Genomic DNA, 19,690 nt, shown 5'->3' on the forward strand with positions numbered 1-19,690 from the left:
TTACCCAGGACTTCGAGTTTGAAAACTAAAAATGAAAACAAAAAACAGCTTTCATCAGAAAGCTGTTCACAAAATGGACCCTGTAGGACTTGAACCTACGACCGGACGGTTATGAGCCGTCTGCTCTAACCAGCTGAGCTAAGGGTCCTTTATTGGTAGCGGCGGAGGGAGTCGAACCCACGACCTCACGGGTATGAACCGTACGCTCTAGCCAGCTGAGCTACACCGCCACGTTGTTATACAGTAATAATATACTGAATGAACGCGTCACTGTCAATCAAAAGTCACATTGAACCAAAAAGTCCCTCCGTCTCAAATGAGCCGGAAGGACCGTTGGATTAGACTGTTGCTTCGTTTCTATCTTCAAGCGTGATTTCTGTGATGTTCATGGCGTGATCACCGATGCGCTCCAAGTTCGAGAGCATATCGACGAAGAACATACCGGCTTGGCCGTCACACTCACCTGTATTCAAGCGGACAACGTGATTTTTACGGAACTGACGCTCCAGCATATCGAGTTTCGCTTCCATCTCGATGACTTGACGCGCTTCGACCATGTCTCCGCTCGCCAACGTTTGAAGTGACTTCTCGAGCGTGGCCCGTGTCAAATCGTACATTTCCGTCAACTCTTTCTGAGCACCGGTCGATAGTGTGACACGTGTCGCCGTCTTATAATCGATCAATTCGATAATATTCTCGACGTGGTCACCGATTCGCTCGATATCGTTGATGGCATGCATGAGTGTCTTATGTTCTTGTGATTCTTGCTCCGTCAAATCAACGGCAGCGAGTTTCACGAGGTAATCTGTGATTTTTGAGTTAAGCGAGTTGAGCGCCTCTTCAATGTGCGCTGACTTCTCGGCATGTTTCTTATCGCCAGTCGTCATATAGTTGCGCGCTTCATCAAGTCCAAGTTTTGCGAAGTCGCCCATGCGGATGACTTCAAACTTCGCTTGTTCGACGGCGATCGATGGTGACTGTTGGATGAAGATTGGATCCAAATGCTGTGCTTTCGTATCGACGATTGAATCTTCACCAGGAACCATTTTCGTCACGATCCAAGCAATCGTTCCGATGAACCAGAACTGGATGAACGTGTTGACGACGTTGAACGTCCCGTGGGCGAAGGCGATTTGCATCTTGTCTTCAATCGCTAAAATATCTGTGATCCAGTAAATATATTGTGTGAACGGGATCAACAAGATCATGAAGATCGTCGTCCCGACAATGTTAAAGATGACGTGGGCTGCTGCCGCACGACGGGCTGCTACCGAAGCACCGATTGAAGCGAGTACCGCTGTAATCGTTGTCCCGATGTTGTCTCCGAACAAGACCGGAAGTGCCGCGTCCAAGTCGATTGATCCACCGGCATACAACTCTTGCAAAATCCCGATCGTTGCTGATGACGATTGAACGATGACGGTAAACACCGTACCGACGACGACACCGAGGAACGGGTTGTCACTCATCGATTGCGTCAAGTCGATGAAGTATTCGCTCGAACGGAGCGGCTTCATGCCGCTTCCCATAAGTTCAAGACCGTAAAACAGCATCCCGAAACCGAAGAAGATTTGACCCAAATGTTGCAATTTCTCTTTTTTAAAGAAGAAAAGAAGAATCGCACCGATAGCGATAATCGGCAACGCGTAGGCGCCGACATCGAAACCGATGATGAACGCGGTCACTGTCGTCCCGATGTTCGCCCCCATGATGACCCCGATTGCTTGACGGAGCGTCATGAACCCGGCGCTGACAAGACCGACCGTGATGACAGTCGTACCTGACGATGACTGAATCAAGACTGTTACAATGATACCAGCTAGTACTCCGAGGAACGGATTCGATGTATACTTATCAAGGATGTCACGCAGGCGGTTACCTGCTGACTTTTGGAGGCCGTCTCCCATCGATTTGATACCGAAGAGGAAGATCCCTAATCCTCCAAAAAACATGAATAACATTTCTTGCAAATTGTATTCCACGATTTTTGTACTCCTTTTGATTGTGAATTAGTTGTGTTTGCTTGGTTTTTAATGCCCTACTCATTATGCCCGCATCACCCATTCGATGTAAACAGGTTTAATGTTAAGGTTTTATTAAACCACTGTATGATTTTTGTTTGTTTTTCTAGTTTTGTACTATAACAGATTGGAGTTCCATTTATGTTCAAGACAACGATTCAGTTTATCCGCCATAGCCTTTACCCGTCCAAGCAGGCGTTACGTCTCCGCTTGGCCCCACTCCACGCCTATATGATGGCGAGTTTAGTGTTGACGTTGACCGTCACGGCACTCGATTACATCGTGTTACAACCAAATTTCTTTTGGCCGATGTGGTTGTTCTTACATGCGTTCGCGATTTTCTTCTTCTATATGGGACTCGTCGCCCTCAGTGCCCTCCTCGTCCAACTCGTCACGAAATGGCGTACGAAGAAGATGTGGCCGTATCGCCAAGCTTGGCCGTATGCGGTCGCGATGTCGCTCATTCCGACAGTCAGTCTCGTCGTCCTGTATCACGTTTCGCCGTCCGCGTCGTGGTTCGGGATTCTACTATTATTTATTTATGTAGTCGTTCCATTATCGCTAATCCCGATTAAACGAACATCATAAAACAAGGCCGGATGAACGCTTCTATGCGCTCGTCCGGCCTTGTTTATTGGAGTGGTGCCAAATCATGCAAGACGTCGTGAAGACGTTCGCTTTGATTGCCGAGATGGGTTCCTGCCGTTTGTAAAGCTCGTTGTGTATCCGTCCATTCTTCGACACCGTCTTGTAAGTCATGCAGTTTTTGCTCGAGCATCATTCCGATTTCGGTCAATTGACCATTCGCTTCCGCCATTTCAAGCAACTGCTGTCCGGTCAGCGATGTCTGTTCCGTGATCGCTTGGAATTGGCTCATTTGTTTTGTGACCTCATGATCAATTTTCTCGATCCCCGCTTCGATATTACGCAATGCCGCCCCTAATGATTTAATGTCGGATTCGAAGCGTTCCATTTCCATGAACACTTCGCTTCGTTCTTGCCGAATGGCTTCAATCGTAGCCACAGCGGATAACGTCGATTCGTTCGTCACTTTCGCCAACTGTCCGACCTCGCTGGCGACAACGGCAAATCCTTTACCATGTTCACCGGCACGTGCTGCTTCAATCGAGGCGTTGAGCGCTAACATTTTTGTCGCAGCCGCGACAGAAAGGATTTTCTTTAGCGCATCATCCGCTCGCTCTGATGTCGCCTCGCTGTCTAATAATCGTTGCTGGACCGCTGCCGCTTTGATGGCAAACGATTCACTCGCTCCTTTGACGCTCGAGAACGATTCCATTTCTGACGCAATCGTTCGATTTAGTAACTCTGTCCGTTGATCGATTGCAGCGATATCTTTTTCGAATGAACGAACGTGGGCAGCGATATCGGTAAACCGATGGGTCGACTCGGTCGTGAACGACTGGTAAGACTGACTCGTCAGCGCGACCGTGGCCGCTACTTCCTTAAAGCCCACGATTTGCTGTTCATTCGCCTCCAGTTGTCTTCTGAACAGCGGCAAGCTTGATTCGAATGCTGTTGACGTCTCGGTCATCGTCACGAGCGAGCGCGTCCATAATCCAATTAACGTATTGTATGCCTGCTCTAGACTTCGCATTTCAATTGAGTTGGCGTCTAATGTAACTGCTGTGAATGAGCGCGTCGCCACCGACTCACGCAATCGTTCGGCAAACTGCGTCAACGGCTTGACCTCACGACGAATCATGACGGCAAACAAGCCAATCATGAACACGAGCATACTGATCAGGCCAACGAAGACGATTTCTTGTAGTGCCCACATCGAACCGAGTACCGACTGTTTCGTCACAACAATGACGTAATGAGCCTGAAGTTCAGGAATCGGCGTCGTAACGATAAACTCATCATGTTGATCACTGACACTCACGTCTTCCACTAAAATCTCATCTAGGCGATTGCTAAACCGGTCTTCAACTTTTTTCCCGCTCAATTTATCGATATTATCATTGGTCACCAAATACTGACTCGCTTCGAGTCCGTCTGTAGCTAGGATCGAAGCCTGTTGCATGTACGTCGACTTTAAAGAACGGGTTAACATCTTTTCGTTCGCGACATACGCCTCATACGTCGTCTTGATTGTCTCCCGCATCACAGTCGCTTCTCGATGCAACCGTTTTTCGATTTCGTCGGTCATCAACTGTTCGGCTTTCATGGCGAACCAACCGAATACAATTGAAAATGATATGAGCATGATTGGCATCAACGTCCAAGTCAACCGACTTGCCATCGTCCACTCGTTTCGACGCTTCATCCTCTTCAATCGTTTAAATCGCTTCAACATCCTTCATTCCACCTCTTCACACGTCATTTCATTGAATATATCGGTCTTCAGACGGTGGAAAATTATGAAGCATCTGTTAAGATAACGTTAGCGTTTCGTAAGAGCACATCTCGCAAGCGCTTGCCGGGTGCTTTTTCACAAACATTTCGTTATGATAATAAGGAAACCACTCATCTTAAATCGATTGGAACCTTTCCAAAAGAAGGAGATTACGTATATGTCAGAAATTCTGCATCGTTCATTAACCCGTCCGATTCGTGTCGGCAACCTCATCATTGGGGGATCGAATGAGGTCGTCATCCAGTCGATGACGACAACGAAAACACATGACGTCGAAGCGACCGTCGCCGAAATTTTGCGTCTTGAAGAAGCAGGCTGCCAAGTCGTCCGCGTCGCTTGTCCGGATGAGCGCGCTGCCGATGCCCTCGCTGAGATTAAGAGCCGCATCAATATCCCGCTCGTCGTCGATATTCACTTCGACTACAAATTGGCGCTCAAAGCCATCGAGAGCGGTGTCGATAAGATTCGAATCAACCCGGGTAACATCGGTCGTCGCGAGAAAGTCGAAGCGGTCGTCAACGCCGCTAAAGCAAAAGGCATCCCGATTCGCATCGGTGTCAACGCCGGCTCACTCGAAAAGCAATTCCTTGAAAAGTACGGTTATCCGACGGCTCAAGGAATGGTCGAGAGTGCCATGCACCACGTCAAAATCTTAGAAGACCTCGGTTTCTATAACACAATCATCTCGCTTAAGGCATCTGACGTAAACTTGGCCCTCGAAGCGTATACGCTCGCAGCCAAGACGTTCGATTACCCGCTCCACGTCGGAATCACGGAATCAGGCCCGCTCTTCTCGGGATCACTCAAGTCTGCTGCCGGCCTCGGGGCAATCCTTTCGCTCGGTATCGGTTCGACGGTCCGTGTCTCACTATCTGACGACCCGGTCGAAGAAATCAAAGTCGCCAAAGAAGTGCTCAAATCGTTCGGTCTCGCGGCCAACGCGGCGACGCTCATCTCATGCCCGACATGTGGACGCATCGAAATCGACTTGATTTCGATTGCGAAAGAAGTCGAAGAGTATATCCAAAACATTAACGTCAACATCAAGGTCGCTGTGCTCGGCTGTGCGGTCAACGGACCGGGTGAAGCACGTGAAGCCGATATCGGCATCGCCGGTGCCCGCAACGAAGGCCTGCTCTTCCGTCACGGGAAAATCATCCGTAAAGTGCCTGAAGCCACGATGGTCGAAGAGTTGAAGAAAGAAATCGACGCCATTGTCGCCGAGAAACTTGCCGCTCGCGAACTCGAGGAGCAAGAACTCGCCAACCAATCTAACTAATCCTTCGCCCGCTCGGTTGCAACCGAGCGGGCTTTTGGTACAATAAGGGTTATGAGCAAGGAGGGACGAAGATGCACATTGGAATAGACCTCGACGGAACCGTCACGGATCCGCAAAGTTGTTTTCACTATATGAACGACGCACTCGGGTACGCCATCGATTATCATCAAGCGACCGAATACGAGTTGCATACGTATACCGATATGACGCAAGAAGCGTTTTGGCGCTTCATGATTGAGCAAGGCCACGAGGAAGCGATTTATCGTCGCTCACTTCCCCACTCTGAAGTGAACGACGTCCTTTGGCACATGCGAAAAGCACACCGTCTCCATTACGTCACGGCCCGCAGCGAAGCCGTCCGCGCCGTCACAGAGGAGTGGATTCGGCAGCATGAACTCCCACTCGACTCGCTCATCATGACAGGGAGCCATGACAAGGTCGGCGTCGTCAAACAGCTCGAACTCGACCTATTCATGGAGGACCGTTATGAGAACGCGATCTCGATCCATGAACAGACGACCATTCCGGTCCTATTGTTCGATGCGCCGTATAACCGCAAACCGTTGCCGGACGGGGTGAAACGGATCACATCTTGGAACGAGGCGCTCCACATCGTCAATCGCTTCGAGACGACCAAGTCCATCACCATTTAAAAAAAGCCCCATATACGTGGATAAGAATATCCACTGTATACGGGGCTTTTTTATATGCGTCCGATCGCTTCGATGACGTCTGTTGCGAGGACACTCGCCGGATGCATCTGCCGACTCGCGGCTTGTGCCGCCAAGGCATGCCATAGGACGGCTTGTTCGTTCGGGGAAGACTCGGTGTCGATTCGGTCCGTCCGCGCCCAGAGCGCGAGCAACATTCCGGTCAACACGTCGCCGCTCCCTCCTTTCGAGAGCGCCGCGGCTTGAATCGTATTGACCGCCCCCGTCCCGTCTGGTTTGACGATGAGCGTATGCGTCCCTTTCAAGATGAGATGAATCCCATGTTGCCGTGCGAAGTCTGACGCGATACGGAACCGGTCCGCTTCAATCTCGGCGACGGATCGTCCCGTCAAGCGAGCGAACTCTCCCGGGTGCGGCGTCAACGTGAGAGGACCTTCTGCTACGAGATGTTCCGTCGTCAAGGCGCCCGCATCGACGATCAGCGGTTTCGATTGACGACGGACGGTTTGCCATAAACGGTCCGTCCGTTCATCGTCGACGAGACCTGGCCCAATCGCCGTAGCTGCATACTCCTTGTCCGGCAATTCATCGATGTCGTAATACATCGCCTCAGGTAAACTCGATGCCATGATGTGCGCCTCCGATGGGATGGCCAAGTCCAGTAAGCCAATGCCAGTCCGTAACGCCGCCCGGGCCGCCAAGAACGGGGCTCCAATCAAATGACGGCTCCCGCCAATCAAACATCCATGACCATATCGATTCTTATGACCGTACGGGTCGCGCTCGAGCAACCCCCGATCAAAGTCTGACTCGGTCAACACACGCCATTCGGACTTGTGTGACAGTCCGATATCGACCATCTCGACCGTCCCATAATATGGAGCCGTCTGAGTTAAAAAGGCACTCCGCTTATAGCCGTGTAGCGAAAACGTCGTATCTGCCTTAACCGCATGTCCGTCAAATTCTGACGCCTCATCACTCGGGACACCGGACGGCACATCGATCGCCATGACCGGCGCCGACTGTTCACGCATCCAAGTGATGACGTCCCTCGCCTTTCCGGTGACCGGACCACGGAATCCGACCCCAAACAAGGCGTCGACGACATAATCGGCGTCTCGGGGCTCCTCGACGATGGTGACGAAACGGCGCGCATACGCCGCATGCCGTTCCCCTTCCGAAGACTTCGGTTCGCCAAATGGGGCATAGACAAAGACGTCACACCCTCGCTGTGCCGATTCTCGAGCCACGACCCAGCCGTCCCCACCGTTATTGCCGGCGCCGCAGATGACGAGCACCGACGAGCGTGGCCGGAAGGTCAGACGGGCCGCCACGGCTGATGCTGCCCGTTCCATTAACACGTCGGCCGGCATCCCTTGCCGGAGCGCCGTCGCATCGGCTTGTTTGATTTCGGCTGCGGTGTAAATCATCTCGACTCCCCCTCTCTTGATTCGACAAAAAAGGGATTGCATCCACAATCCCTTCTTGTCACTTACATTGTTTACAATACCCGTAAATCTCGAATTTATGATCGACGACCTCAAAATCAGGATCGAGCGTCTCGACATAGCGCATCGGGCAGAGCTCGAGCAGCTTCGTCTTACCGCAACCGCGGCAAATCAAATGGTGATGATGATGATTCGACCCGCACGTGACGCGGAACGCCTTCTCTCCATTCAATTCGGTCGCTTCGAGCAATCCTTCCTCAGCGAATGACTTCAAGTTGCGGTACACGGTGTCAAAACTCATCGTCGGATGTTTCGCGCGCATATAGTCGAGCACGTCCTTGGCACTGACGTAACGCTCTTCCGCCGCGAGAAAGGCAAACATCTCAATCCGTTTCGGTGTCACTTTGAGCGACGACGATTGCAGGCGGGTCAATTGTTCAGTTTCCTTCATAACGAACCTCCTTCTTCCGAGCGAGTCCGAGTCGTTCAGCCAGCATGACGACGGCTAAAATCATAACGGCGAGCAGAACGATGACACCACCCGGGGCGACATCGAGCTCATAGGCGAGGATGAGTCCGCCAATCGTCGCGACTTCTCCGAACACGATTGACCAGAGAATCGTTTGCTTGAAGCTGCTCGTGAACCGGAGCGCAGCCGCGACCGGTAATGTGATCAGACTCGAGACGAGCAGTGTGCCGACGATGCGCATGCTGACGGCGATGACGAGCGCGACGACGAACATGAACAGCACGTGGAGCATCGTACTCGGCAGGCCCGACACTTTCGCCTGTTCTTCATCGAACGACAAGAACAACAGCTGTTTATAGAACACGATGATGACGAGCAACGTGAAACCCGCCACCGCCAAAATCATCCAGATGTCTGATAGACTGACCGCTGAGATTGACCCGAACAGGAGCGTCGACAAATCGATGGAAAACCCGCGCGACAATGAGATGAAGATCGCACTGAGTCCCATCCCGGCCGACATCATGATCGGAATCGACAACTCTTGGAAATGGACGTATTTTCCGCGGAGCCAATTGAGGCCGAGCGCGGCGAGCACGGAGACGAGCGTCCCCAAGTAAAGCGGGTTCAAGTCGCTGAACAGCAGAATATACTGTCCGAGGAACAGACTGAACGAGATTCCGGCAAGCGTCATGTGGGATAACGCGTCGGCAATCAAACTCATCCGTCTGACGACGACGAACGAGCCGATGAGCGGCGCAGTGAAACCAATGACGACGGCTGCGATGAACGCATAACGTAAAAAGCTGTACGTGAACAGATCCGTGATCATGACGTACCTTCATGGACGAGCACTTTGACCGGATACGGTTTAATCGCCGTCAATTCGCCGAGTTCACTATATTCTTTTAATCCACAGTTGCAGGCCATACGCCCGTGATCGAGATGGACGACTTTCGTGACGAGGTCGGTGACGACGTTCAAGTCATGGGTGACGAGAATGAACGTACATGACGTGTGCTCACGCAACAGATGGAGCACCTCATAAAAATCACGCAAATGTTTTTGGTCGACCCCGACCGTCGGTTCATCCAAGATGAGCAAGTCCGGTTGGTTGACGATTGCTCGAGCGATAAAGACACGCTGTTGCTGGCCGCCGGACAGGCTGCCGATTTTCCGATGTCGAAACTGCCACATATTGACCGTCTCGAGTGCATTTTGAATGGCCGCCTTGTCTTCGATATTCAACCGTTTGAACAGACCGAGGCGTCCATAACGGCCCATAGCGACGACTTCCTCGACCGTCACCGGAAATCCTGAGTTAAACGACGCGGCTTTTTGGGAAACGTAACTGATACGAGACTTGTCTTTGAACTGTCCTTGGGGACGGCCGAACAGTTCGACTGATCCGGTTTGCGGCGATAACAATCCGAGAATCGTCCGAATCAACGTCGATTTGCCGGACCCGTTCTCCCCGACGACAGCGACAAAGTCGCCTTGTTTAATATCGATGGACACGTCCTGTAGCGCGGCGGTCCCATCGTAATGATAGGAAACATGATTTAATTTTACGACGGATGTCGTCATAAGCTACCCTTCTCTCGTGTGATAAATCGTAATCATTTCTACTTGCTTGGCGTCTGTATTATACAGAATATCAGTCTATGCTTCAAGTATAGAGGCAATGCGAGCCGATTGGCGGCGCACGAACTGAAATCCGTATGTAATTTTATGATCTTCGTTGTACACTAGAGATAACGCAGAGGGGGTTTTTCCGTGGAGAAAAAACTAGCAGTCATCGATATCGGGTCCAACTCGGTTCGTAACGTCATTTTTGAAGTGAACGGCCACGGTCAGTATTTTGAACGGTTGAACGTGAAAGAAGTGGCACGGCTGTCGAGCCATATCACCGATGACAATGAACTGTCCGAGTCTGGCATCGAGGCGCTCATCGAGACGCTGAATCACTTTAATCGCTTGAACGAGCATCACGAAGTGAAAGAAGTGTTGCCCGTCGCGACGGCCGCCATCCGCAACGCCAGCAATTCCGAGGCCATTTTAGAAGAAGTCCGGCAAGCGACCGGCATGGAGATTCGGTTGTTGAGCGACTATGAGGAGGCGTTTTACGGCTACTCGGCCATCATCAACTCGACGTATATCGAGGACGGCTATTCAGTCGATATCGGTGGTGGTTCAATGGAAGTGACCTACTTCAAAGATCGTGAACTCGTCTTCTATCACAGCTTCCCGTTCGGAGCCGTCACATTGACCGAGGACTTCATGAAGGGTGACACGCTCACGAAAGACGAGCGTAAACAATTGACGACGTTCTTGAAAAAGTCGTTCAAAGAGATCGACTGGCTCGAGCCGCACGGTATACCGCTCGTCGGTGTCGGAGGCACGGCTCGAAACCTCGTTCGGGTCGAACAGTCGATGTCCTTGTTCCCACTCGAGGGAATTCATCAATACACGCTCGGGGCCGACCGCCTGCATGATGTCGTCGACGAACTCATACAAATGTCGCCGAAACAACTTGGGCGTCTCGACGGTTTGTCGAAGGACCGGATGGACATCATCGCCCCGGCCGTGACCGCCATCGATGAACTGGCGAAGTATTTGAAAGTTCCTGAGTTCATGATGAGCAACAACGGACTACGCGAGGGCTTGTTCTATGAGTACTACTTAAAGGAAAACAATCGGGTCCGTTTCGGTGACGTCAAAGAAGAAAGTTTCCGTCATTTCGAGAAGCAGTATGCCGTCGACCCGGTCCGTCATCAACACTTGATTCATCTCGCCCGCCAAATTTACACCGGCTTGATTGAGACGAAGACGATTAAGCCGAAACCGTTCGAACCCGGTCTTTTAGAAGGGGCGTGCCGGCTCGCTTATGTCGGGGAATATATCGACCATAATAACAAGAGCGACCACACGTTCCACTTGATTACGACGAACGATTTTAAAGGGATGAACAACGAGGACAGGCTCGCCCTCGCCTTGGTGACGTCCTATAAATCACGACGCCTGCTCGAACAACATATCGAAGGCTTCCCCGAATGGTTCGACTCGAAGATGTTGAAGAGCTTAGAGCTGCTCGGCTCCATCGTCAAGCTCGTCGACGCCCTCGATTTGACCGAACGTCAAGTCGTAGAGAACGTCGACGTATCCTCGACCGAGGAAGGACTTGTCTTCACGCTTCATACGCACACATCCCCGCGCTTTGAACTGCAACGCGGCATCCGCCATAAAAAACATTTGGAACGTGCGATTGACCAATCAATCGAGTTACGCGTAGAGGAGAGAGATTCATGACCATCTACTTACCCGAACATTTCAATAACCGTGAGCTCAGCTGGCTGAGCTTCAACGAACGCGTCTTGCAAGAAGCGATGGACGAACGCAATCCGCTCATGGAACGGCTGAAGTTTCTCGGCATCTTCAGCTCGAACCTCGATGAGTTTTATATGGTCCGTTTCGGCGGATTGAAAGACGAGGTGCTCGCCGGCTTCAACCGTCCGGAAGACAAGGCCGGTCTGACGCCGAAGCAGCAAATCAAAGCCATCTCCATCAAGGCGCAAGAGCTCGTCGAGGTCCAGTACGCGACATATAAGAAAATCCTCAAGCAGCTCGCCGCGGAGAACGTCCGTTTCTTGCGGCCGAAACATTTGAATAAGACGCAACTCGAGTTCGTCAAACTCTATTTCCGGACGCATGTCTTCCCTGTCTTGACGCCGATTGCCGTCGACGCCTACCGGCCGTTCCCGATGTTGTTGTCTAAATCACTGAATATCGCCGTCGAGATCGCCTCGACCGATGAAGGCAAGAAACGGCTCGCTCTCGTCCAAGTGCCGGCCGTCTTGCCACGCTATCTCGAGCTACCGACCGAGGATGAGGACCATACCGACTTGATGTTGCTCGAGGATGTCATCATCCAGTTCATCGACTCGTTGTTCAAAGGGTTCGAAGTCGAGTCGACGATGCCGTTCCGAATCACCCGAAACGCCGATATGCCGTTCCATGAGGAAGGCAGCCGCGACGTCTTGAAACAAATCGAGAAAGAGTTGAAGAAACGACGCTACGGGGTCGCGATTCGGCTCGAGGTGCAGCAACGGTCACTCAGTAAAGAGCTGTTGTTCATGCTCCAGGACGTGCTCGACCTTCATGACCGGGACATCTTCCTCGTCGATGGTCCAATCGATTTGACGTTCTTGTTCGGGGTCTATAATAAAATCGGGATCGAGTATGATGAGATGATTAACGAGACGCTCATTCCGTTCGTCCCGGAAGGACTTGAACCGGGGAAAGATTTGTTCCAAGCGGTACTGAAAAAAGATTACTTGCTCCACCATCCGTACCATTCGTTCGACCCGGTCGTCCGCTTCATCGCCCAGGCGGCCAAAGACCCGAACGTCCTCGCCATCAAGCAGACGTTATATCGGGTGTCCGGTGACTCGCCGATTATCAAGGCGCTGACCGATGCCGCCGAGAGCGGGAAGCAAGTGACGGTGCTCGTCGAATTGAAGGCCAGGTTCGATGAGGAGAAGAATATTCAATGGGCAAAACAGCTCGAGAAAGCCGGCGCCCACGTCATTTATGGCTATAAAGAGTTAAAGACGCACTCGAAAATTACGCTCGTCGTCCGTATTCTTGAAGGCGGCGTCTTGCAACGGTTCGTCCATCTCGGTACCGGCAACTATAACGACTCGACCGCCAAGCTGTACACGGACATCGGCTTGTTGACAACGAACGAAGAGCTCGCCGAAGACGCGACCAACTTCTTCAACTGGCTCTCGGGGTACGGAGAACGTCCGTCGTGGCATAAATTCGAGACGTCACCGGACGACATGCACGACTTCTTCCTTCAAAAGATTGAGGACGAAATTAAACTGCACGAGAAATACGGCAACGGCCGCATCGTCGCCAAGATGAACTCGATTACCGACAAGCCAATTATCACGAAACTATACGACGCCTCACAGGCCGGCGTCAAAATCGATTTAATCATCCGCGGCATCTGTTGTCTGCGTCCGGGCATTAAAGGCATCTCGGAAAACATCCGTGTCATCTCCATCATTGATCGCTATTTGGAACACTCGCGTATCTTCTACTTCTATCAAAACGGGAAAGAAGACTTATATTGTTCCTCTGCCGACTGGATGACCCGTAACATGCGCAAACGGATTGAGATTCTATTCCCAATCCTCGATGCGGGACATAAGTCGTATATTAAAGACATGCTCGCGCTACAACTCGTCGATAACGTGAAAGCCAGAATCCAGCGTGCTGACGGCAGTTATGTGTATTTGAAACAAGAAGCCGGACAAGAACAAATTCAATCACAAATCATCATCCATCAATACACGGGCGGCCGCTGGAACAACATTCCGAGCGTGTTTGAACGGGAACCTTCGAACTGGGCCGAACGGGAAGTCCTTCGCTTACGAGCTGAAAATGAGAAAATGACAGATGACTGATGTTAGACTTCTCAAACGAGAATGAACATTGTATAATGAATTCGGTTACCTGTTAATAAAGCGTTTTCATTTCGATTATGGAGGAATCATTCATGCAAGAAATCCTATTGTCATTGCTCGCTGGTCTTATTTGTGGCATGATTTTCACCGCTTTGAAGTTGCCGCTCCCTGCCCCACCCGTTTTACCTGGTGTCATCGGCATCTTCGGTGTGTTTCTTGGGATGAAAGTATATCAATTCGCACTCGCGAACTGGCCATTTTAATTCAAAAAACGAAGCCCGCGGGCTTCGTTTTTTTTACATATCGTAATGTCTTGCTTTGTGACACGTCGGGCAAAGCCATGTACCGCTTCCTGCTTCGAGATGATACTCCATCAGACGAACCCCAAATGCTCCAAAACGGCTCAAGTCATCCCCGCATGCCTCACAGACAGTCGTCGGGGCGAGTTGTAACCTCGCCTGCTCGTCCGCCAAATGGGCGCGGAACGTCTCCCGGGTCCACTTCGCAGAAGGGACGCGGTACCCCCGCTCCCACTTATCACGAATCTCGACGTCCGTGTCCCCTTCATACAGGCCCGTTCGCAGCAGCGGATGATGAAAGTCGAGGCCGATCACATCGACGAGACTATACGCCGTCACCTCGGGCGTTGCCTCCGTCCGCCAATAGCGGTCGAACGGGCGCTGCGTCTTCTCGACGAGCATGACTTCGACTTCGGCCACGATTCCATATCCGAGAATCTCAATCCACGCTGTCGCCTCGTCAATCTGCCCTTCCACATAAAACGGGCTCGCTTCTTGAAAATATGTCGGAAGCGCAGACCAGACGTCATATACGTTCGGGTTGATTCGGATGACGCTCATCTTATTGGTGCGCGAGCGTGAACTGTTCGCGCCACTCGGCGTCAAAGCGGTTCGCCCGGAACATCTCGATTTCCTGCTTGTATGGTGCCACTTTCGTCTTCTCACTGATTGGAATATATGGCGTCTCTAAAATCTTCGGCAAGTGGGTGAACGCCTCGTGATGGATGATGCGGTTCAACGTATCAAAGCCGATCTCCCCGTATCCGATATTCTCGTGCCGGTCTTTCTTCGCGCCACGGACGTTCTTCGAGTCGTTGACGTGGATGACACCGAGCCGATCCAATCCGACGATTCGGTCGAACTGTTCGATGACGCCGTCCAAATCACCGACGAGGTCGTAACCTGCGTCATGGACGTGACACGTATCGAAGCAGACCGAGAGACGATCGTTATGCGTCACTCCATCGATGATGGTCGCTAGCTCCTCGAACGTCTTGCCGAGCTCGCTGCCTTTCCCAGCCATCGTCTCGAGCGCGATTTTAACCGTCTCATCGCCAGTGAGCACTTCGTTCAAGCCCTCGATGATGCGAGCGAGTCCGACGTCTTCACCGGCACCGACGTGGGCCCCGGGATGGAGCACGACATGGCGCGCGACTTGGAGCGCCTCGGCCCGTTTAATCTCGGCTGCTAAGAACGACACGGCGAGTTCAAACGTCTCGGGTTTCGTCGTATTGCCCAAGTTGATGATATAAGGGGCATGGACAACGATTTCCTCGATGTCGTGCGCCGCCATATGAACGAGCGCCGCCTCGATATTCAAGTCTTCAATCGGTTTGCGACGTGTGTTTTGGGGCGCACCCGTATACACCATCATCGTGTTGGCACCGTAAGATACGGCCTCTTCACTTCCTGCGAGCAACATCTTCTTACCGGAAACTGAAACGTGGGAACCAATTTTTAACATAGTCATTTCTCCTTCATTCTCATCTGTCTTTAGTGTACACAAAAAGAAGAATCGACTCCACGAAGTCGATTCTTCTTTTGGTTAGCGACGGTTCTTCTTACGAACTTCGCGACGTTCCTGACGTTGGCTCTGCATATGTTCACGTGAGGCCGTCTCTTTCAACTTATACTTGAACTTCTTCTTGTAACCAGGCTTGACCTTTTTCTTCGCCTTCTTGATTTCGCCCGCCATCCGGCTGTGCGCCGTTTGCGAGACTTTCATCTTCCGGTCGGTCGTTCGGCGTTTGCGTGTCTTAATCTCTTGAAGTGACCCGTTCTTCACATCGACGTGCTTGAACGTGAAACCACGCTCTTCGAGTCGATTGATCGGACCGTTCTCGTGATCTTCATACAACGTGTACGCTTCACCCGTCTCACCGGCGCGGCCCGTCCGGCCGACGCGGTGCGTATAGAAGTCAAGGTCTTTTGGAATCCCGAAGTTGATGATGTGCGACACACCTTTAATATCGATGCCGCGCGCCGCCAAGTCGGTGGCGATGACGAACTGATATTTCGCGTCGTTAATGTCTTTGATGGCTTGCTTCCGGCGACGAGCTTGCATGTCCCCATGAAGCGTGCCGACGTTGAGTCCCGCCTCGCGGAACGACGTCTCCAACTCATCTGCATCTTGTTTCGTGTTTGTGAACACGAGACAGACGAACGGGTTAATCGTTTTTGCGATTTCGACCGTCAACGCCTTACGGTCACGGTGACGGACCGGGATGACGTGATGCTTGATTTTCGGAACGACACGGTGCTCTTCACTCGCTTCCGCGTAGCGTGGGTCGTGCAAGTATTTCTTCAAGAACGGCTGTAACTTCTCAGGGATTGTCGCTGAGAAGACCATCGTTTGAAGTTTCTCTGGCAACGACTGCGCGATGCGGTCGACTTCAGGCAAGAAGCCCATGTCAAGCATTTGGTCAGCTTCATCGACGACGAAGTGCGTGACTTTGTGCGGGAATAACGCTTGGACTTTCATCAAGTCGAGCAAACGACCTGGTGTCCCGATGATCAGTTGTGGTGGGTTTTTCATCTTGTCGATTTGTCGTTCCCGGTCAGTTCCTCCGACAATCAGACTTGTCTTAATATAGTCCGGCTGTTTGACGAGGAGTGTTTTCAACTCTTCGTGAATCTGCCAAGCGAGTTCGCGCGTCGGTGCGACGACGATGGCTTGGACCGATTCTTCTTTCGGATCGATTGCTTCTAAAATAGGTAAGAGGAACGCAAGCGTCTTCCCCGTCCCGGTTTGTGATTTTCCAATGATATCGCGGCCATTCATCGCAGCCGGAATAATCCGGGCCTGAATGTCCGTCGGTACTGTGATGCGCTTTTCTGTCAAGGCATCGACGATAAACGGTAACAATTTGAACTGTTGGAAGCTGTTCAATCGATACACCTCCTGTTTCTTTCCACTTTTCCTAGCATAGCGGAATCTAATCATTTGTCAATTAATCTTTTGCGAGCCCTTCATATAAATAGCTCGATGTGTAGTAGTGTGGTGCGATTTTTTTGCCGCTCAAATGTAGTTCGAGCGCTTTAAATCCGACCTCGATCATCTCGTTCGGAGATTGGACGACCGTCGCATTCACTTTGCCGTTGTGGATGAGCGGATAAATTTCTGTCACCCCGTCAACCGACACGAGCGTTTTGTCGCTGAGCCCATGACTTTCAAGGGCGCGGACGACACCGAACGTATTGTCATCGTTATGCGAGAAGACGGCATCGAACGGGATATCAGCCTCGAGCCAACGTGACATCTCGATCTCCGCTTGGAAAGTATCATAGTTTCCGGTGATGGAAGCGACGACTTGAAGGTTGTCGTTCGCCTTATCATATTCCGTCAATCCGAGACTCCGGTCAATCGTCGAGCGGACTTTGGCCGTCCCGCGCACTTCGACGACTCGAATCGGACGGTCGAGCCCCGCGTGTTGGGCGGCGATATGGTTCGCCGCCATGCGGCCGATCTCGACGTTGTCGGACATGACGGACGTCAAGACGCTCTCATGGTCAATCATGCGGTCAATCGCGATAATTGGGATCCCTTCCCGCTCGGCACGCTCGAGCGACGGACGAATGAACGCCTCGTCGAGCGTCGTCACAAAAATCGCTTCGACCCCGCGGTCAATCAAGGCGTCCAACTTCTCTTTCTCTAACACCCGTGAGTCCTCGCTCGTCGTCGGGACAGGGATGAACCCTTTTTGATTCGCCGTCCTGACGAAAGCAGCCAACAATTTATTGGCGTGCTCATGCTTTTCACTGACGAAGACGAAACCGACTTCGTTGTTCTCACTCGAACGTTCCGGCAATTGAATCGAGGTGATCAGTAAAATCGTCAACGCCCAGACGACAGGTAGCCATAACCAGTAATGTTTGAATCCTTTCGTCATGGGTGCGACCGCCTTGGGATTTTAATCATCATGGCCGTACCTTCTCCTTCAACGCTCTCGATGTTCATGTCACCGTTCACGGCTTTCAAGTATTCGCGGATCATGTAGAGACCTAAGCCGTTGCCGTTCTCTTTCGTCGTGTAAAACGCCGATCCGACCGATTTGACTTGAGCCTCGGTCATGCCGATGCCGTTATCCTCAATCAAGAAGCGATAATCCCGCTCCGTGAACTGAATGGTGACCGTCACATTCCCGTCGGCCCCTTTCGAGTCGACGGCTTCGACCGCATTTTTGAACAAGTTGTAAATGATTTGAATGAGCATGTCGCTCGAGCAGTAAAACGGCGGCATGTCGTTCGGGAAGTTCAACTCCCAATTCGTGACCCGTTTATAACACTCGGCGTCGAGCAAGAATTCAAGGCGACTCGCAAACTCTGTCATATCGAGCCATTCTTCTTGCAGTTTCGCCTGATCTGGCTTGGCGAGCGTGAGCATCGTCGTAATCAAATGGTTGGCCCGGTCGAGCTCTGAGAGGGCGAGGTCAAGCATTTCTTGGCTGCTATGCCCCTCTTTCACCATCTGTAACGTGATTTGGACCGGTGTGAGCGGGTTGCGGATCTCATGAGCGATTCCGGCCGCAAGCTGTCCGAGCGAGGCGAGCTTCTCTTGCTGAAGCAACAGTTGTTGCTGGCTAAGCTGTTCCCGTCGTGCCGTCTCCATGCGGCGGGAATAGTCGTTATACGTATCAAGCAACGTCTCGACTTCTTTGGAGCCGGTCCGTTCTAGTTGAATCGGTTCGAGCGACTGCTGCTTCTTGATGTTTTGCACGAGCTCGAGGAGCGGGCTCGTCAACGTCTTCGACAAGAGCAAACCGACCATGATACTTAAAAAGAACGTGACGAGCGTAATCATTAAATATTGCCAGCGCGTCGCATAGACCGCCTCGTACACAGAATCAGTACTATGTTTGGCGAGGACGCTCCAGCCGGCGACGCGGGCGTCCGGTTCATACATGATGACGTCATCCTTAGTGCTGAAAATCGTCCGGACCGCATAGTCGTCCGTCGCCTCGATAATCGAGCGAGGCAGACGACGTTCCGCGTCCGTGACGAGATTGAACGACGTCGATAACACCTCGCCCCGCTCGTTCAACAAGTAAAGAATCATATCGTCGTTCGCCGATTCGAGCATGCGTCGATATAAATCGGAGTTGAGCACGCTGATGCTGCCGCCGAACATCCCGACCAACCGGTTATCCTCAAGGACCGGTACGTACAAAAATGTCCCGACGTCACCGGAGATGGAAATCGGTTCACTCATGAATAAGTCGTTGCCTCCACCGTTGAGCACTTCGTTAAACTTTGCATCGGCTTTCAGCGTCGTGGCCGGCACTTGACGTTGCGAGTACCATTTAAAGGCATCGTCCCGTAAATCGTAATAAAAAATCGAGGTAAAGCTCGTGCGCTGATTCAAATAGCCGGTTCGAATCCGTTCTTCGATATACGTCTCGTTTCCGACGTAGGCGCCGAGATAGACCAAGTCTTCATACAGTTTACCGAGTCGCGTCTCTAGGTTCTCGATACTTCCGTCAATCGCATAATCAAATTGTTCTTTCGCTAGCTCTTCCGCCCGGGACACCGTCACACGATCGGCAGAGAACGCTAGTGAAGAGATGACAAGTCCTAGTATAATGAAGATAATAAATGTAATCTGAAAGAAGTACGATTTTCGAACTTCAAGCAATGTTCTCAAGCGTTCCACGGTGT

Annotated in this window: 17 protein-coding genes and 2 tRNA genes; 6 read left to right on the forward strand and 13 right to left on the reverse strand. The window is 51.6% G+C overall.

Annotated features, from left to right (window positions below):
• Positions 1-74 precede the first annotated feature (74 nt).
• The 3 genes from KNP68_RS01270 to KNP68_RS01280 form a co-directional block, all read right to left on the reverse strand.
• Positions 75-148, reverse strand: a tRNA-Ile gene (locus KNP68_RS01270).
• A 5-nt stretch (positions 149-153) separates the two neighbouring features.
• Positions 154-230 (reverse strand) — tRNA-Met (locus KNP68_RS01275).
• 108 nt (positions 231-338) lie between these two features.
• A complete protein-coding gene (locus KNP68_RS01280; RefSeq protein WP_058763927.1) occupies positions 339-1,982 on the reverse strand; it encodes a Na/Pi cotransporter family protein in 1,644 nt (547 codons plus the stop codon).
• A gap of 180 nt (positions 1,983-2,162) precedes the next feature.
• On the opposite strand from KNP68_RS01280, the gene KNP68_RS01285 reads away from it, so the two are divergent.
• Positions 2,163-2,609 carry a hypothetical protein gene (locus KNP68_RS01285; RefSeq protein WP_251128648.1) on the forward strand — a complete coding sequence of 149 codons (447 nt, stop codon included), beginning with the start codon at positions 2,163-2,165 and terminating at the stop codon, positions 2,607-2,609.
• A gap of 43 nt (positions 2,610-2,652) precedes the next feature.
• Here the strand turns inward: KNP68_RS01285 and KNP68_RS01290 are convergent, their stop codons facing one another.
• Entirely contained in the window at positions 2,653-4,338 is a 1,686-nt protein-coding gene (locus KNP68_RS01290) for a methyl-accepting chemotaxis protein (RefSeq protein WP_214798469.1), read from the reverse strand.
• A 217-nt stretch (positions 4,339-4,555) separates the two neighbouring features.
• Here KNP68_RS01290 and ispG point away from each other — a divergent pair, with 217 nt between their 5' ends.
• Complete coding sequence (gene ispG / locus KNP68_RS01295; RefSeq protein ID WP_021065716.1) at positions 4,556-5,677, forward strand: flavodoxin-dependent (E)-4-hydroxy-3-methylbut-2-enyl-diphosphate synthase; 1,122 nt, start codon at positions 4,556-4,558, stop codon at positions 5,675-5,677.
• Positions 5,678-5,748: 71 nt separating this feature from the next.
• Positions 5,749-6,330 (forward strand): hypothetical protein, encoded by a 582-nt coding sequence (locus KNP68_RS01300; RefSeq protein ID WP_236355694.1) that lies wholly within the window; start codon positions 5,749-5,751, stop codon positions 6,328-6,330.
• A 50-nt stretch (positions 6,331-6,380) separates the two neighbouring features.
• On the opposite strand, the gene KNP68_RS01305 is transcribed toward KNP68_RS01300, so the two are convergent.
• Genes KNP68_RS01305 through KNP68_RS01320 form a run of 4 tightly spaced genes read right to left on the reverse strand, consistent with a single transcriptional unit; the run spans position 6,381 to position 9,852 of the window.
• The gene (locus KNP68_RS01305; protein ID WP_214798472.1) at positions 6,381-7,778 is read right to left on the reverse strand and encodes an NAD(P)H-hydrate dehydratase; all 1,398 of its coding nucleotides are present in this window, start codon (positions 7,776-7,778) and stop codon (positions 6,381-6,383) included.
• Positions 7,779-7,836: 58 nt separating this feature from the next.
• On the reverse strand, positions 7,837-8,247 hold the full coding sequence (locus tag KNP68_RS01310; RefSeq protein WP_021065713.1) for a Fur family transcriptional regulator: 411 nt from the start codon (positions 8,245-8,247) through the stop codon (positions 7,837-7,839).
• Positions 8,234-9,097, reverse strand: coding sequence for a metal ABC transporter permease (locus KNP68_RS01315; RefSeq protein WP_058763937.1), 864 nt, complete (start codon positions 9,095-9,097; stop codon positions 8,234-8,236). Before KNP68_RS01315 ends, KNP68_RS01310 begins: the two co-directional genes overlap by 14 nt.
• Positions 9,094-9,852 (reverse strand): metal ABC transporter ATP-binding protein, encoded by a 759-nt coding sequence (locus tag KNP68_RS01320; RefSeq protein ID WP_021065711.1) that lies wholly within the window; start codon positions 9,850-9,852, stop codon positions 9,094-9,096. Before KNP68_RS01320 ends, KNP68_RS01315 begins: the two co-directional genes overlap by 4 nt.
• A 189-nt stretch (positions 9,853-10,041) precedes the next feature.
• Here KNP68_RS01320 and KNP68_RS01325 point away from each other — a divergent pair, with 189 nt between their 5' ends.
• The 3 genes from KNP68_RS01325 to KNP68_RS01335 all read left to right on the forward strand — a co-directional run bounded on the left by KNP68_RS01325 (position 10,042) and on the right by KNP68_RS01335 (position 13,999).
• Entirely contained in the window at positions 10,042-11,574 is a 1,533-nt protein-coding gene (locus tag KNP68_RS01325; protein ID WP_214798475.1) for a Ppx/GppA phosphatase family protein, read from the forward strand.
• A complete protein-coding gene (locus KNP68_RS01330) occupies positions 11,571-13,736 on the forward strand; it encodes an RNA degradosome polyphosphate kinase (RefSeq protein WP_058763938.1) in 2,166 nt (721 codons plus the stop codon). Before KNP68_RS01325 ends, KNP68_RS01330 begins: the two co-directional genes overlap by 4 nt.
• A 92-nt stretch (positions 13,737-13,828) precedes the next feature.
• Positions 13,829-13,999 carry a DUF1427 family protein gene (locus KNP68_RS01335; RefSeq protein WP_021065708.1) on the forward strand — a complete coding sequence of 57 codons (171 nt, stop codon included), beginning with the start codon at positions 13,829-13,831 and terminating at the stop codon, positions 13,997-13,999.
• A 33-nt stretch (positions 14,000-14,032) separates the two neighbouring features.
• Here KNP68_RS01335 and KNP68_RS01340 read toward each other — a convergent pair whose 3' ends face one another.
• The 5 genes from KNP68_RS01340 to KNP68_RS01360 all read right to left on the reverse strand — a co-directional run bounded on the left by KNP68_RS01340 (position 14,033) and on the right by KNP68_RS01360 (position 19,685).
• The gene (locus tag KNP68_RS01340) at positions 14,033-14,641 is read right to left on the reverse strand and encodes a hypothetical protein (RefSeq protein ID WP_251128647.1); all 609 of its coding nucleotides are present in this window, start codon (positions 14,639-14,641) and stop codon (positions 14,033-14,035) included.
• Entirely contained in the window at positions 14,598-15,500 is a 903-nt protein-coding gene (locus tag KNP68_RS01345) for a deoxyribonuclease IV (protein ID WP_021065706.1), read from the reverse strand. Before KNP68_RS01345 ends, KNP68_RS01340 begins: the two co-directional genes overlap by 44 nt.
• An 81-nt stretch (positions 15,501-15,581) precedes the next feature.
• Positions 15,582-16,934: a DEAD/DEAH box helicase gene (locus KNP68_RS01350; protein ID WP_031199865.1), complete on the reverse strand. Its 1,353-nt coding sequence runs from the start codon at positions 16,932-16,934 to the stop codon at positions 15,582-15,584.
• A gap of 52 nt (positions 16,935-16,986) precedes the next feature.
• Positions 16,987-17,925 (reverse strand): sugar ABC transporter substrate-binding protein, encoded by a 939-nt coding sequence (locus KNP68_RS01355; protein WP_021065704.1) that lies wholly within the window; start codon positions 17,923-17,925, stop codon positions 16,987-16,989.
• Positions 17,922-19,685, reverse strand: a complete 1,764-nt coding sequence (locus KNP68_RS01360; RefSeq protein WP_131471275.1) for an ATP-binding protein — start codon at positions 19,683-19,685, stop codon at positions 17,922-17,924. The genes KNP68_RS01355 and KNP68_RS01360 overlap by 4 nt, the downstream gene beginning before the upstream one ends.
• Between the last annotated feature and the right edge of the window lie 5 nt (positions 19,686-19,690).

This window comes from Exiguobacterium sp. s50, assembly GCF_018618175.1.
Lineage (GTDB): Bacteria > Bacillota > Bacilli > Exiguobacteriales > Exiguobacteriaceae > Exiguobacterium > Exiguobacterium chiriqhucha.

Bases quoted from the DNA above. Each gene is read 5' to 3' on its own strand.
- KNP68_RS01310 (WP_021065713.1), bottom strand. From the start codon at position 8,247: ATGAAGGAAACTGAACAATTGACCCGCCTGCAATCGTCGTCGCTCAAA.
- KNP68_RS01355 (WP_021065704.1), bottom strand. From the start codon at position 17,925: ATGACGAAAGGATTCAAACATTACTGGTTATGGCTACCTGTCGTCTGG.
- KNP68_RS01305 (WP_214798472.1), bottom strand. From the start codon at position 7,778: ATGATTTACACCGCAGCCGAAATCAAACAAGCCGATGCGACGGCGCTC.
- KNP68_RS01285 (WP_251128648.1), top strand. From the start codon at position 2,163: ATGTTCAAGACAACGATTCAGTTTATCCGCCATAGCCTTTACCCGTCC.
- KNP68_RS01315 (WP_058763937.1), bottom strand. From the start codon at position 9,097: ATGATCACGGATCTGTTCACGTACAGCTTTTTACGTTATGCGTTCATC.
- KNP68_RS01300 (WP_236355694.1), top strand. From the start codon at position 5,749: ATGCACATTGGAATAGACCTCGACGGAACCGTCACGGATCCGCAAAGT.
- KNP68_RS01335 (WP_021065708.1), top strand. From the start codon at position 13,829: ATGCAAGAAATCCTATTGTCATTGCTCGCTGGTCTTATTTGTGGCATG.
- ispG (WP_021065716.1), top strand. From the start codon at position 4,556: ATGTCAGAAATTCTGCATCGTTCATTAACCCGTCCGATTCGTGTCGGC.
- KNP68_RS01320 (WP_021065711.1), bottom strand. From the start codon at position 9,852: ATGACGACATCCGTCGTAAAATTAAATCATGTTTCCTATCATTACGAT.
- KNP68_RS01290 (WP_214798469.1), bottom strand. From the start codon at position 4,338: ATGTTGAAGCGATTTAAACGATTGAAGAGGATGAAGCGTCGAAACGAG.
- KNP68_RS01345 (WP_021065706.1), bottom strand. From the start codon at position 15,500: ATGTTAAAAATTGGTTCCCACGTTTCAGTTTCCGGTAAGAAGATGTTG.
- KNP68_RS01330 (WP_058763938.1), top strand. From the start codon at position 11,571: ATGACCATCTACTTACCCGAACATTTCAATAACCGTGAGCTCAGCTGG.